12 protein-coding genes are annotated in these 13,967 nt (G+C 64.2%); 8 read left to right on the top strand and 4 right to left on the bottom strand.

Going from position 1 to position 13,967, the window contains the following annotated elements:
- Window positions 1-91 precede the first annotated feature (91 nt).
- The 3 genes from UB31_RS15030 (at window position 92) to UB31_RS15020 (ending at window position 2,934) form a co-directional block, all read left to right on the top strand.
- The gene (locus UB31_RS15030; RefSeq protein WP_045011373.1) at window positions 92-1,138 is read left to right on the top strand and encodes a glycosyltransferase family 2 protein; all 1,047 of its coding nucleotides are present in this window, start codon (window positions 92-94) and stop codon (window positions 1,136-1,138) included.
- On the top strand, window positions 1,135-1,980 hold the full coding sequence (locus UB31_RS15025) for a ChbG/HpnK family deacetylase (protein ID WP_045011372.1): 846 nt from the start codon (window positions 1,135-1,137) through the stop codon (window positions 1,978-1,980). Before UB31_RS15030 ends, UB31_RS15025 begins: the two co-directional genes overlap by 4 nt.
- A gap of 126 nt (window positions 1,981-2,106) precedes the next feature.
- A complete protein-coding gene (locus UB31_RS15020) occupies window positions 2,107-2,934 on the top strand; it encodes a DUF2076 domain-containing protein (RefSeq protein WP_045011371.1) in 828 nt (275 codons plus the stop codon).
- A 65-nt stretch (window positions 2,935-2,999) separates the two neighbouring features.
- Here UB31_RS15020 and UB31_RS15015 read toward each other — a convergent pair whose 3' ends face one another.
- Entirely contained in the window at window positions 3,000-3,800 is an 801-nt protein-coding gene (locus UB31_RS15015) for a L,D-transpeptidase (protein WP_045003877.1), read from the bottom strand.
- Between the two features lie 313 nt (window positions 3,801-4,113).
- Here UB31_RS15015 and UB31_RS15010 point away from each other — a divergent pair, with 313 nt between their 5' ends.
- The gene (locus UB31_RS15010) at window positions 4,114-4,899 is read left to right on the top strand and encodes a protein phosphatase CheZ (protein WP_045003878.1); all 786 of its coding nucleotides are present in this window, start codon (window positions 4,114-4,116) and stop codon (window positions 4,897-4,899) included.
- 115 nt (window positions 4,900-5,014) lie between these two features.
- On the opposite strand, the gene UB31_RS15005 is transcribed toward UB31_RS15010, so the two are convergent.
- Window positions 5,015-5,536: a hypothetical protein gene (locus tag UB31_RS15005; RefSeq protein ID WP_045003879.1), complete on the bottom strand. Its 522-nt coding sequence runs from the start codon at window positions 5,534-5,536 to the stop codon at window positions 5,015-5,017.
- Between the two features lie 319 nt (window positions 5,537-5,855).
- On the opposite strand from UB31_RS15005, the gene UB31_RS15000 reads away from it, so the two are divergent.
- The 3 genes from UB31_RS15000 to UB31_RS14990 all read left to right on the top strand — a co-directional run bounded on the left by UB31_RS15000 (window position 5,856) and on the right by UB31_RS14990 (window position 9,390).
- A complete protein-coding gene (locus tag UB31_RS15000) occupies window positions 5,856-6,152 on the top strand; it encodes a co-chaperone GroES (protein WP_045003881.1) in 297 nt (98 codons plus the stop codon).
- A 162-nt stretch (window positions 6,153-6,314) separates the two neighbouring features.
- The gene (groL, locus tag UB31_RS14995) at window positions 6,315-7,943 is read left to right on the top strand and encodes a chaperonin GroEL (RefSeq protein ID WP_045011370.1); all 1,629 of its coding nucleotides are present in this window, start codon (window positions 6,315-6,317) and stop codon (window positions 7,941-7,943) included.
- 235 nt (window positions 7,944-8,178) lie between these two features.
- On the top strand, window positions 8,179-9,390 hold the full coding sequence (locus UB31_RS14990) for a hypothetical protein (protein ID WP_045011369.1): 1,212 nt from the start codon (window positions 8,179-8,181) through the stop codon (window positions 9,388-9,390).
- Window positions 9,391-9,520: 130 nt separating this feature from the next.
- Here the strand turns inward: UB31_RS14990 and UB31_RS14985 are convergent, their stop codons facing one another.
- Together UB31_RS14985 and UB31_RS14980 are read right to left on the bottom strand one after the other, a co-directional pair.
- Window positions 9,521-9,919 (bottom strand): META domain-containing protein, encoded by a 399-nt coding sequence (locus tag UB31_RS14985; RefSeq protein WP_045011368.1) that lies wholly within the window; start codon window positions 9,917-9,919, stop codon window positions 9,521-9,523.
- 141 nt (window positions 9,920-10,060) lie between these two features.
- On the bottom strand, window positions 10,061-11,725 hold the full coding sequence (locus UB31_RS14980; RefSeq protein WP_045011367.1) for an L-lactate permease: 1,665 nt from the start codon (window positions 11,723-11,725) through the stop codon (window positions 10,061-10,063).
- Window positions 11,726-12,042: 317 nt separating this feature from the next.
- Between UB31_RS14980 and UB31_RS14975 the strand changes: the two genes are divergently transcribed.
- A complete protein-coding gene (locus UB31_RS14975; RefSeq protein ID WP_045011366.1) occupies window positions 12,043-13,806 on the top strand; it encodes an ABC transporter ATP-binding protein/permease in 1,764 nt (587 codons plus the stop codon).
- Window positions 13,807-13,967 lie beyond the last annotated feature (161 nt).

The following is a 13,967-nucleotide window of genomic DNA, read 5'->3' as shown; positions in this document are numbered from 1 at the left end:
TCGTTCAGCATGGCGACAGCAAGCGGCAGCTACCATATGCTGTTGAGACGACTTGCGAGAAGACGTGAACGCCTCTCTGGAACCTCGATCGATGACGCTGGGCTCTGACGTTTCCGGCCTGACCACCACCGCGGCCGGCGCCGCGGCGAAGGGACTGTCGATTGTCGTCCCCGTCTACAACGAGGCGGCCGGCCTGGTCTCCCTGCACCAGCGCATCTGCGATCTCGCAAAGACCTTGCGGCAACGCTACCGCTTGCCTTGCGAGGTCGTCTATGTCGACGACGGCAGTGCGGACGCGACGCTGTCGATCGCACGCAGCCTGCCGGCCGATACGGTCGACATCCAGGTCGTCTCGCTCTCGCGCAATTTCGGCAAGGAGGCGGCGCTGATGGCCGGCCTCGACCATGCCCGCCTCGGCGCCGTGATGTTCATGGACGGCGACGGCCAGCATCCGCCTGATCTCATCGAGCAGCTGGTGCGGCACTGGATCGAGGACGGTTATGACGTCGTCTATACCGCCAAGGCGCATCGCGACAACGAGCCCTTCCTGCGGCGGCTCGCGGTGCACGGCTTCTACGCACTGATCAATTGGGGCGCGCGCCAGAAGATCCCGGAAGACGCCGGCGACTTCCGTCTGCTGTCGCCGCGCGCGGCCGCAGCACTCAAGCAGCTGCCGGAGCGCAACCGTTTCTTCAAGGGCCTGGCGAGCTGGATCGGCTTCCGCCAGATCCGCGTCGACTACGAGCCCGCGGCGCGCCTCCATGGCGTGACGACCTTCAGCGCCGCGCGTCTGCTCGGCCTGTCGATCGAGGGCCTGACCTCGTTCTCGGTGGCGCCACTGCGCTTTGCCAGCCTGCTCGGCGTGATCCTCGCCGGCGGCGCCTTCCTGTTCGGCCTCTCGATCCTGTGGGAAGTCTGGACCACCGGCAAGCAGGTGCCCGGCTATCCTTCGCTCGTGATCGGCCTGATGACGATCGGCGGCGTGCAGCTCATCATGATCGGCATCGTCGGCGAATATATCGGCAAGATCCTCTCCGAGCTGAAAGCGCGCCCGATCTACTTTGTCGCCGAGCACAGCGAAAAGCATTTCGAGGCCGGCAAAGCTGACGACGCGTCGAGCCGGACGGCGGCCGAATGAGCGCGGCGGCGACGCCGCGGCGGATCTGGCTCTGCGCCGACGATTACGGCATCAGCCCCGGCGTCAACCGCGCCATCCGCGACCTGATCGAGCGCGGCCGCCTCAACGCCACCTCGGTGATGATGGTGGGCCCCGCGATCGAGCGCGGCGAGGTCGACGCGCTCCAGGCCGCCGCGAAGATGAGCCCGCGTTGCGCGATCGGATTGCATGTGACGCTGTCGGCGCCATTCCGGCCGCTCACCATGCATTTCCGTCCGCTCGACGGCGACATGTTCTTCGCCTTCCCAAAGCTCCTGCGCGCGGGCCTTGCGCTGCGTCTCGACCGCGAGTTCTTTCGCAATGAAGTGAAGGCGCAATTGGCGGCCTTCGCGGAAGCCTTCGGCCGCGCGCCCGACTTCGTCGACGGTCACCAGCATGTGCAGCTGTTTCCGCAGGTGCGCGACGGCTTTGTCGATGCGGTCAGCGAAGCCGCGCCAAATGCCTGGGTGCGCCAGGGCGGCCGCGACCTGCCGCTGGCGCAGCGGCTGGCCTCGCCGAAGGCGCTGGTGCTCGACATCCTGAGCAGCCAATTCCGCCGTCGCGCCGGTGATGCGGGCCTCAGCTTCAATCCCGGTTTTGCCGGCGCCTATGACTTCACCCGGGCCGCCGATTTCGGCGAACTGATGCGGCAGTTCCTGCAAAGCCTCCCCGAGGGCGGCCTCGTGATGTGCCATCCCGGCTTCGTCGACGACGTCCTTACCGGCCTCGACCCGATGACGGACGTGCGCGAACGCGAGCATGCCTATCTCAAGAGCGACGCATTCGCTGACCTGCTCGCGGCCAGCAACGTGACACTGGGATGAAACCGGCGAAAGCTGGCCCATCGAGGCAGCTTGTCGCATACCGAAATTTAATCCGGCTGGCACTGTTGGGGCCACAATGGAACCCTACATCTGCCTCGCGCTTGTTTCGCGCGAGGGAGACAGATCATGACGCCGCAGGAACGCCAACTCGTTGACGAGCTTTTCGACCGGCTTTCGAAACTCGAGAATGCACCGCGCGATCCCGACGCGATCGCCGCGATCTCGGACGGCCTGCGCAAGGCGCCCGGCGCGGTCTATGCGCTGACGCAAACCGTGCTGTTGCAGGACGAAGCGCTGAAGCGCGCCCATGCCCGCATCCAGGAGCTGGAAGCAGCCCACGCGCCCGAGCAGGCCCAGTCCGGCGGTTTCCTGGACACCATGCGCGACACGCTGTTCGGCGGAAGCCCGTCGCGCGGCTCGGTTCCGAACGTGCCGCCGCGTGACTCGCGGCCGGTCTGGAACAGCGGCCAGGCGATGCAGCAGGCGCAGCCGGGTTACGGCCAGCCGCCTTACGGACAGGCTTACGGCCAAGGACCTGGACAAGGACCAGGGCAAGGTTACGGCGCCCCGCCGATCGGCGGTAGCGGCGGCTCGTTCCTCGGCACGGCAGCGGCGGCGGCAGCCGGCGTCGTCGGCGGCTCGCTGCTGCTGTCGAGCATTCGCGGCATGATGGGCGGATCGCACCAGCAGGCCTTTGGCGATACCAACGCCTCGGGCGACCGCAGCCCGTGGAGCGGTAGCGACCAGTCCGGCGGCTCCCTCGCGCGCGACGCCGGTCTCAACGACATCGGCTCAAACCGCAGCAGTGATCAGCGTCAGGGCTTCACCGATCAGGCGTCGAACGATCGGGACAACAACGATCAGAACGACGATCACCAGAACTACGACGACAACGTGGACATGGCCGACAACAGCGATTTCGGCAATGACGACGGCGGCAGCGATTCCGTGTAAGGCTGCTCCATCAAACAAAAACGGCCGCCCTTGAGGCGGCCGTTTTCATTTCGAGCATCAGCCGCTCACATCACCACGACCTTGGTGCCGACATTGACGCGGCCGTAGAGGTCGATGACGTCCTCGTTGCGCATGCGGATGCAGCCGGAGGAGACGTTGGTGCCGATGGTCCAGGGCTCGTTGGAGCCGTGGATGCGGTAGAGCGTGGAGCCCAGATACATCGCGCGCGCGCCGAGCGGATTTTCCGGGCCGCCTTCCATGTGCCGCGGCAGGTCGGGACGGCGTGCGATCATTTCCGCCGGCGGCGTCCAATCCGGCCATTCGCGCTTGGCCGTGATCGACTTCACGCCGGACCAGGTGAAGCCCTCGCGTCCGACGCCGATGCCATAACGCATCGCCCGGCCGCTACCCTCGACGAGATAGAGAAACTTGTTCGAGGAATCGACCACGATCGTGCCGGCACTTTCCTTGCCGCTATAGTCAACAAGTTGTTTCTCGAATTTCGGATCGAACTGGCGCTGCCGCGGGTCGACGGCCTCCTGCTGAAGGCCGGCACCCTGCATCTGCGGCTCGCCCATCGGCGGCAGGCGGCGCGGATCATTATAACCCGGCTGCTGCTGGTACATCGGCTGCTGCGGAGCATAGGCCGGGCCGCGGCCGGGCCCATCGCCGAACAGGAACTCGATGAAGCCGCCGCCCATGTTCGCATTGGAGGCGACACGCACCGGCGCCGGCGGCACCTGCGGCTGATAGAGCACCGCGGGCGGATCGTTCGGCACCGTATTATCGAAGGCGCTGGCGCTGGTTGCGCCGGCAATGAAGGTGCAAGCGCTGCCAAGCAGCGCGACAGACATTTTCTTGAACATCGACGTACTCTGTACTGTTTCGTCTAGTTACATTCGCCGTCGAACGCGGCTTGCTGATCAGCGCTCGCGACGTGGTCAATAAAGAGCAAAAGGCGTTTTGTTTGGTAAACGGAGGCGGCGTTTCGATTCACCATTTCGCCAAGCGAGGGGCAATTTGGCGATCAGCGTTTATTTTCGGTGAACACCGCAATTGCATGGTTAACCGCCGGTTTTGACCGCGTCGCGCGCGGCCGCACAACAGTTCCGGCCGTGAACTCCGTGTTAAATCGCTTCTGCCTAAAAAGACGCGTGAGTGAGGTGGGGGGAGTTCCTAATGGCTATTCACCGCAAACGTTTTCGTGTCGAGGAGGCTATTGTCGGCGAGATGCCCAGCCCCGAAATGATTGAGGAGGCAGCGCCGATGCATAGCGAGATCATGGCGGAGCTGCGTGCGATCCGCGCACAGATGGCGAAGGGCATTACGCCTGCGCCCTTGTCCGGCAGCGCGGCCATGGCGGCGATCGACGCCTCCACGGCCCAGGAGCTTACCGACGCGCGCACCATGCTTGAGACCTACCGGGCTCAGATCGAGCAGTGCGAGAAGCTGAAGGTCGAGCTCGACCTCATCCATGACGCCATCGATCGTACCAAGCGCGAGATCGCGACGCTGCACGGCAAGAGCTTTGACGGCGGCGAAATGGCCAAGGTCAATGGCGAGCTCGGCGCCGTGGTCGGCGGCACCGAGCAGGCGACCCAGCAGATCCTCGAAGCTGCTGAATCGATCGACCAGGCGGCCAGTGCGATGTCCAAGGTCCAGTCGGCCGATCAGCAGAAGCGCCTGGCCGACGACATCCAGGAACGCGTCATCTCGATCTTCGAGGCCTGCAACTTCCAGGACCTGACCGGCCAGCGCATCAGCAAGGTCATGGGCACGATGAAATTCATCGAGCAGCACATCAATGCGATGATGGACATCTGGGGCGGCGTCGACGCGATCAAGTCGCACGTGCCGGCGCAGGTCGACACCCGCAGCGACGACGACAAGCTTCTCAACGGCCCGAAGCTCGCCGGCGACGTCGGCCACGCCTCGCAGGACGACATCGACGCGCTGTTCGACTGACCGGACGCGACAAACGAAAAAGCAAAACGCCGGCGAGAGCCGGCGTTTTTTGTTGTTCGTCATTGCTTCGTCGCTTCGCTCCTCGCAATGACGAGTGGTTAGACGGGTACCCCGATCACGCCCTTGGCGCGCAGCGGACGTAGACCATGTTGCCGTAGCGGGTGGCGGCGTCCTTGTCGACGAAGCGGGTGATCATGACGCGGCCGTCGAAGGAGACGATCTCGCGGTCCTGCTCGCCGGGCGTCGGGCCGGACGGGCCGATATAGTTCTTGCCGCCGGGCGAGCCCTTCAGCCGCAATTCCTGCGGTGTTGCCTGGTCGGCCAGATGCATGACCACGCCGCCGGAGGTCCCGGCGCCGATCACGTAAGGATTCTTGCACTGGGCCCGGGCCGCCGCCTCGGTACGGGCACGGTCGGCCGGGTTCTGGAAAGAGGCGAGCCCCCAGCGGCCGACGATCTCGTCGGCGCGGATCGACGCCGGCATTTCCGGCCCGACGCCGGGCTCGGCCGCGGGCGGCGGCGAGGATGACGAAAAAGACGGCAGGCTCAAGCCGCCGCCGCAGGCGCCAAGCAGCAGCGCCAGGCAAGAGGCCGCCGCCAGATTGGCAACCGTCCGTGCGTGAGCTGAACTGATCATAGCATTCCCCCGAGCAAGACCACGGCCGCACCCCTCCCGCAGCCAAGCGCAAAACCGCTGGCGGAGCAATGACGTCCTAATATACGCCTGCGCCCCGAACGAGTTTCCAATGCCATCATCCTATATCCGCCTCACCAATCGCTTAACCACCTTTGCTTGACAGGATCGCAGCCAAGCCATATTCCCGGGCGCACTATTAGCACTCGGGAAGACCGATTGCTAAGCGCGCTGTTCGATCCTCGGCAAGAGGATGGATGGCAGCGCTGCCCTCACCCACCTCCGCTGCTTTCGGAAAACCGAGCCTCCAAAGGGAAACGTCATGGCTAAGTCCAAATTTCGTCCGCTGCATGACCGTGTCGTGGTCAAACGTATCGATGCCGAAGCAAAGACCAAGGGCGGCATCATCATTCCCGACACCGCCAAGGAAAAGCCGTCCCAGGGCGAAATCGTCGCCGTTGGCCCCGGCGGCCGCGACGAGGCGGGCAAGCTGATCCCGATCGACCTCAAGGTCGGCGACCGCGTGCTGTTCGGCAAATGGTCGGGCACCGAGGTCAAGATCGACAACGAAGATCTTCTGATCATGAAAGAGTCGGACATCATGGGCGTGATGGCCTAAGGCCAGACGCCTGAACGGCCGCTGAATGCCATGCCCGGATCATCAGGTCCGGGCATCCATCATTCCGCCGGGCTCGCCCTAGCGGGTCCCGGAATTGATGCGACGAACACACAAGACACATCACGAAACAAGATCCATCGCGAATAACAGGGACTGCAGAACATGGCTGCCAAGGACGTCAAGTTTTCCGGAGACGCGCGCGATCGCATGCTGCGCGGCGTCGACATTCTCGCCAACGCCGTCAAGGTGACGCTCGGCCCGAAGGGCCGCAACGTCCTCATCGAGAAGTCGTTCGGCGCGCCCCGCATCACCAAGGACGGCGTCACCGTCGCCAAGGAGATCGAGCTCGAGGACAAGTTCGAGAACATGGGCGCACAGATGGTGCGTGAGGTCGCCTCCAAGACCAACGACCTCGCCGGCGACGGCACCACCACCGCGACCGTGCTGGCCCAGGCCATCGTGCGCGAAGGCGCCAAGTCGGTTGCCGCCGGCATGAACCCGATGGATCTCAAGCGCGGCATCGACATCGCGGTTGCGGCCGTCATCAAGGACATCGAGAAGCGCGCCAAGCCGGTCGCGGCCTCCTCCGAGGTCGCCCAGGTCGGCACCATCTCGGCCAACGGCGATACCGCCATCGGCAAGATGATCGCGCAGGCGATGCAGAAGGTCGGCAACGAGGGTGTCATCACCGTCGAAGAGAACAAGTCGCTCGTCACCGAAGTCGACATCGTCGAGGGCATGAAGTTCGACCGCGGCTATCTGTCGCCCTACTTCGTCACCAACGCCGAGAAGATGACCGCCGAACTCGAGGACGCCTACATCCTCCTGCACGAGAAGAAGCTGTCCGGCCTTCAGGCCATGCTGCCGGTGCTGGAAGCCGTGGTGCAGTCGGGCAAGCCGCTCGTCATCATCGCCGAGGACGTCGAGGGCGAGGCGCTGGCCACCCTGGTCGTCAACCGCCTCCGTGGCGGCCTCAAGGTCGCGGCCGTCAAGGCGCCGGGCTTCGGCGATCGCCGCAAGGCCATGCTGGAGGATCTCGCGATCCTGACCGGCGGCCAGCTGATCTCGGAAGAGCTCGGTATCAAGCTCGAGAACGTCACGGTGAAGATGCTGGGACGCGCGGGCAAGGTCGTGATCGACAAGGAGAACACCACGATCGTCAAGGGCGGCGGCAAGAAGCCTGACATCGAGGCGCGCGTCGGCCAGATCAAGGCGCAGATCGAGGAGACCACCTCGGACTACGACCGCGAGAAGCTCCAGGAGCGTCTTGCCAAGCTCGCAGGCGGCGTCGCGGTGATCCGCGTCGGCGGCGCGACCGAGATCGAGGTCAAGGAGAAAAAGGACCGCGTCGAGGACGCGCTCAACGCCACCCGCGCCGCGGTGCAGGAAGGCATCGTCCCCGGCGGCGGCGTCGCCCTGCTGCGCGCCAAGAAGGCGGTCGGTCGTCTCACCAACGCCAATGCCGACGTCCAGGCCGGCATCAACATCGTGCTGAAGGCGCTGGAAGCTCCGATCCGCCAGATCTCGGAGAATGCCGGCGTCGAGGGCTCGATCGTGGTCGGCAAGATCCTGGAGAACAAGTCCGAGACCTTCGGCTTCGACGCCCAGAACGAGGACTATGTCGACATGGTCGAGAAGGGCATCATCGACCCCGCCAAGGTGGTGCGCACCGCGCTCCAGGACGCCGCCTCGATCGCAGGCCTGCTGGTCACCACCGAGGCGATGGTCGCCGAATCGCCGAAGAAGGAAGCCGCGCCCGCCCCGGGCGGCGGCGGCATGGGCGGCTTCTAAGCCATTCGTTCCAATGCAATGTTGCGAAGGCCGCCTCCGGGCGGCCTTCTTTTTTGCCGACTATGTTTTTTACAGATCTGGGCCCAAGCTTTCCGATTCAACCGACGGCCAAAACCCACTACGGTGGCGCCGATTCTATTGTTTGAGCATGATCCTTTCGGAAAACCGCTTCACACTTTGCGCTAACGCGGTCCTCCGGGTCCGAATCATGCTCCATTGCTCGAGGAATTCGTCGATGCGCGCGCTTCTGGTTTGCTCAACAGCCCTTTTGGCGGCTCTGCTTGCCGTCTCGCCCGAAGTCGCCTCCGCCCAGATGAAGCTGTCGCCGAAGGCGACGGCGCCCGGTGGGATGGAGACGCGCTATTTCACCTCGATCGACGGGCTGATGGACGGCAATGCCGACGTGATCCTGAAGGAGACGCGGTCCGGCAAGATCGTCACGGCGGCCGTGCTCGACGTCTGCTACCCCGTCGCAAAGAATTCCGACCGCAAGGACCGCTTCGTCGTCAATCTCCAGGTCGCGGGCCAGACGCTGACCGGCACGACGCAGAGCCTTGGCGAGAAGGCACCGGTCACCGTCAAGCTCGCGCGCAAGCCGACCGGCGACACCTTCGAATTCCGCGGCCAGATCGGCATCGGCCAGGTCATGACCGAGGTCGCCTCGCCCGACAATTCCGATCTCAGCGAGAAGGAATTTCTGGACAACCAGACCACCGATGACGGCATCACGCCGCAGCCGAAGGATTTTACCGAAGTCTCGCCGGAAGCAATCGCGGTCAAGGTCAAGCTGGATGCGGCGACCGACTTCCTGAAGAGCCTTAGGGGTCAGGACATCGAGGTGACGCTGGCGAGCCTGACCGTCGGCTGCGACGCGCTGCGCGCCGGCGAGCAGACCATCAACATGTCGGTCGATCCGGAGCGCGCAGCCGCGCTGCTCGCGAAATTCAAGGCGACGCCGGGCGTCACCGCCGCAGGCTGGACCTCCGGGATGACCGAGATGGATCGCTCCATCCGCATCGCCGCAGCCGACTGGCGCGACGGCGACAAGATCAACCGTGACAAGCTCGCGACCGCGGTCGCGGGCGTGCTGAGCAGGACGCTCGCAGCCAAGCCGGTCTCGCAAAACTTCAGCCCCGCCACCGGCAAGCTCAAGCTCGTCTTCAAGCGGCCGAACCAGGATTTCCCGGCGCTCGAACTCACCGACACGATCGAGGTCGCAGCCCTCGCCTCCGCCGACAAGCCGGGGACGACCGACAAGTTGATGCTCTGGATCGGCAACCCCTCAACCACGACCACCGATGAGAGTACCGGCGCAAAGCTCAATTTGTCCGACGAAGCGGCAGCCGACGAGGAAAGCGACCAGGCTGACGACAACGGCTCGGTCGAGGCGCTGGCCAAGGAGCTGAAGGGCCAGCGCTGGGACGCCGACAAGTCGGTGTGGAAGTAGGCGCAGACACCCCCTCTCAGTCATCGCCCGGCTTGACCGGGCGATCCAGTACTCTGAGACAGTTGTGATTGAATAGAGAGGCCGCGGCGTACTGGATTCCCCGCCTGCGCGGGGAATGACAGCGAGAGAGCTAATTCCCGTTGGCGCGAAAGCGCAGCGGCTTTGGGCCGATCAGCGTGAGCACGTCGCCCTGACGCTTCCAGGTCTCGACGGCTGCGAGCGCCGCGACGAGGTCGTCGTCGGCCTGGGCCTTTGCCTGTGGGCAGGAACGGTCCTGGATCTGGCCGGGGACGAAGATCACAGTGTTGCCGGCAACGGAAAACTGGCCCTTGCCGCCCTTGCACCAGAGCTCCAGCACGACCTCGCCATTGTCGCCGATCTCGATATTCGGGATCCGTTTCGAGCCGGGCTGCGGCACCGCCTCCAATGTCATCTCGGTGCCGAAGGGAAAGCCCTCTTCCGCACGCGCGACAGTGGACATCGCAAGCACCGCGGCCGCCGCACATACCATCCGCTTGAACGAAACCATGAGACCTCTCGACCAACCCGATTTTCCGGGTCTTCTATAAGACGGCGAAGCCTTTGAGAAGGTTCGTCGATTCAAGTCGCAAAAATCCCCGCGGGAGCGAGCAACCCCGCGGGGATTTGCGTCGAAACTGGGCGTCGCCCGCTACTTCAGGACCATCGCCGTGAACGGCCAGACATAGGCCTGCAACGTCACGAACACGCCGACCAGCGAGGCCAGCACGATCGAGTGCCAGAACACGAAACGCAGGATCGTGCCCTCGTGGCCGTACCAGTTGGTCGCGGTAGACGCGACCACGATCGATTGCGCGTCGATCATCTTGCCCATCACGCCGCCGGAGGAGTTCGCCGCCGCCATCAGGATCGGCGACAGGCCGAGCTGTTCGGAGGTGATCTTCTGGAGGTTGCCGAACAGGATATTCGACGACGTGTCCGACCCGGTCAGCGCCACACCAAGCCAGCCGAGCAGTGTGCCGAAGAAGGGATAGAGCACCCCGGTTGCGGCGAACGCCAAGCCGAGCGTCGCGTCGACGCCGGACAGACGCGTGAGCGTGCCGATCGCAAGCATCGCCGAGATCGTGATCAGCGAGATCGCGCAGAGCCGAATGGTGCGGCCATATTCGACCAGCAACCTGCCGGGCCCGACGCCCATCAGGAAGCCCGAGATGATCGCTGCGATCAGCAGGCCCGTGCCGGTGAACGACAAATAGGTGAAGCCGAACACGGCGCTCTCCTTCGTCGGTCCTGGCGCAACCGGCGGCACCTTGTTGATCATCTGATGCAGCTCGGGAACGGGATAGTTCCAGGTGAAGATGCCGTTCGCCCAGGTCTTGAAGCCGCCATTGCCCCAGATCAGCATCACGATGCAGACGATGATCCACGGCAACAGTGCGCTGAACAGCTCGCCCTGCGTCAGCGGGGTTTTGTCGAGCGGCTTGGTCGCGGCCATGGTGGCGGTCGATTCGTCGCGGCCGCGCAGCGCCGGCGACAGCCAGAGCTGCCGGGGCTGCCATACTTTCAAGAACAGGATCAGCGCGCCCATCGAGATCAGCGACGCGCCGATGTCGACGATCCAGGGATTGACGAAATTGGAGATCACGAATTGCGGGACCGCGAACGACACGCCGGTGACGAGGATCGCCGGCCAGACGTCCTTCATGCCCTTCCAGCCCGCGAACGCCCACACCACCCAGAACGGCACGATCAGCGAAAAGATCGGCAGTTGCCGCCCGACCATCGCGCCGAGGATGTAGGGATCGAGCCCGGTGACCGAGGCGAGGCCCTGGATCGGCGTGCCGAGCGCACCAAAAGCGACCGGCGCGGTGTTGGCGATCAGCGACAGGCCGGAGGCCGCGAGCGGCGAGAAGCCGAGGCCGATCAGCACGGCACCGGTGATCGCCACCGGCGTGCCGAAGCCCGAAGCGCCCTCGAAGAAGGCGCCGAAGGAGAAGGCGATCAGCAGAAGTTGCAGCCGCCGGTCCTCGGTGACGCCGCCGACCGCACGCTTCAAGAGCTCGAAGCGGCCGGTCGCCACCGTCACCTGGTAGAGGAAGATGACATTGAGGACGATCCAGCCGATCGGAAAGAAGCCGGTCACGATGCCGAGGATCGAGGCGCGGATCGACATGCCCGTGGGCATGCCAAACACCTGAATGGTGATCAAATTGGTCACGATCACCGCAATGACGGCAGCAATGTGAGCCTGAACGCGTCCGCTCGCGATCAGGACCAGCAACGTGATCACGGGCACCGCCGCCGCGATCGTCGACAGCACAGGGCTGTTCAGCGGATCATAGACTTGATTCCACATGGTCTTCCTCCCCCACGCGTTTATGTGGCAGGCCGGCCAGCGTGGACGGCGGAGCCTGCCTGGCGTGGTGGTGAAGTGTGCCTTTGAACCTGAAGCGAACGACTTGCGAATGCGGCTGTTCCCGCCCGCTCACAAGCTCGCGAAGTCCCGGAGGCCCCCACCCCGCGCCGTTAAAGCCCATGCTAGGGTTGCAAGCCGCGACAAGCCAACGCAAATTGCACAACTTGCGACTTTAGTCTAAGCGCGCTTATTCCCGCCATTGCCTCAGCCATTTGGCTCCAGGCATTTGCGCACATCCCCGCAGGAGACAAAGCTCTGTGAAGAACATCAGCGCCACGCTCGCGACCGTCTGGCGAATCGCCGGTCCTTATTTCCGATCGGAGGATAAATGGGCTGGCCGTGGCCTCTTGGCCGCGGTGATCGCGATGGAGTTGGTGCTGGTCGCGGTCAATGTCCTGCTCAGCCAGTGGCAGAACCGGTTTTTCAACGCGATTCAGGGGTATGAGCTCGATAATTTCGTCAGGGAGATTTGGATCTTCCTCATCCTCGCTTCCATCTATATCGCGCTCCAGGTCTACAAGCTCTACCTCAACCAGTGGCTTCAGATCCGCTGGCGGCAATGGCTGACGCGACGCTATCTCGGTGAATGGCTCAAAGACGCCACGCATTATCGGATGCAGCTCAAGGGCGATGCGGCCGATAACCCCGACCAGCGCATCACTGATGACGTCAAGAATTTCGTCGAGCAGACACTCAGCATTGGTTTGGGTCTGCTCTCGTCGATCGTTACGCTGGCGTCGTTCATGGTGATCCTGTGGGGACTGTCCAACAAGGCGCCCTTGCATATTTTCGGCACCGATCTCGTCATTCCCGGCTTCCTGGTCTGGTGTGCGCTGGCTTACGCGATCCTGGGTACGGCATTGACGCACTGGGTGGGCGCACCGCTCATCAACCTCTATTTCGAGCAGCAGCGCTATGAAGCAGACTTCCGTTTCAACCTGATGCGGGTGCGCGAGAATTCCGAACAGATCGCTCTGCTCAAGGGAGAGAGCGCCGAACGCGAGGGACTCTTGCGCCGCTTCGCATCCGTGATCGAGAACTGGTACGCGATCATGAGCCGGACCAAGCGCCTCACCACCTTCACTGCGAGCTATGGGCAGGCCGCGGTGATCTTTCCCTATGTGGTGGTGGCTCCGGCCTATTTCGCCAAGAGCATCCAGCTCGGCGACATGATGCAGACCGGCTCGGCATTCGGCACCGTACAGGATGCGCTGTCGTTCTTCGTGACAGCTTACCGCACGATCGCAGAGTGGCGCTCGGTGGTCGCCCGTCTCGACGGCTTCGAGATGTCGGTCAGCTCCGCCGCTCATCTCGCCGAGCACGAGCCGACCATCGGCCTCGCGCCGTCCGCCGGCGGCGCGGCAATCGCGCTCGAGCAGTTGCTGGTGAAACTGCCCAACGGCAAGCCGCTGGTCTCGGTCGACGCTTTCGCCATCCGCCCCTCCGAGCGGGTGCTGGTCACAGGGCCGTCCGGCTCCGGCAAATCGACGCTGTTCCGCGCCGTCGCGGGCATCTGGCCGTTCGGCACGGGCAACATCGCCGTCCCCGGGAAGGCCAAGCTCATGATGCTGCCACAACGCCCCTATTTCCCGATCGGCCCGCTCGGCGATGCCGTGGTCTATCCTGCCGAGCGCGGTAGTTTCGCGCCCGAGCAGATCAAGGACGCGCTGCTGGCGGTCGGCCTGCCTAACCTCGCCGAGCGGCTCAACGAGGATGGCCACTGGAACCGGATGCTGTCGCTCGGTGAGCAGCAGCGCCTGGGGCTTGCCCGCGCGCTGCTGCATGCGCCGGACTATCTGTTCCTGGACGAGGCCACCGCCTCGCTCGACGAGCCCTCCGAGGCCCGGCTCTATCGGCTGCTGGAGGAGAAGCTGCCGCGGGCCACCATCGTCTCGATCGGCCACCGTTCGACGCTCGACGCCTTCCACACCCGCAAGGTGACGATGGTGGCGGACGGCGATATCCACGTCCTCGGCGATGCCGGCAAGCCGGCCCAGCCCGAGCCGAGCGCGGTGCGCTGAGAGGCGGGCTTTGGGCACAGCGGTCCCACATTGTCATGGCCGGGCTTGTCCCGGCCACCGACGCGCAACCCGCGCACACGGTGCCCAAGAACGTGGATGCCCGGGACAAGCCCGGGCATGACGAGTTTGTGGAGAGACCTACGACACCGAAGACGCCCAAC

Source organism: Bradyrhizobium sp. LTSP849, from assembly GCF_000938255.1.
GTDB lineage: Bacteria > Pseudomonadota > Alphaproteobacteria > Rhizobiales > Xanthobacteraceae > Bradyrhizobium.
This window is presented reverse-complemented; position numbering and strand designations above follow the sequence as displayed.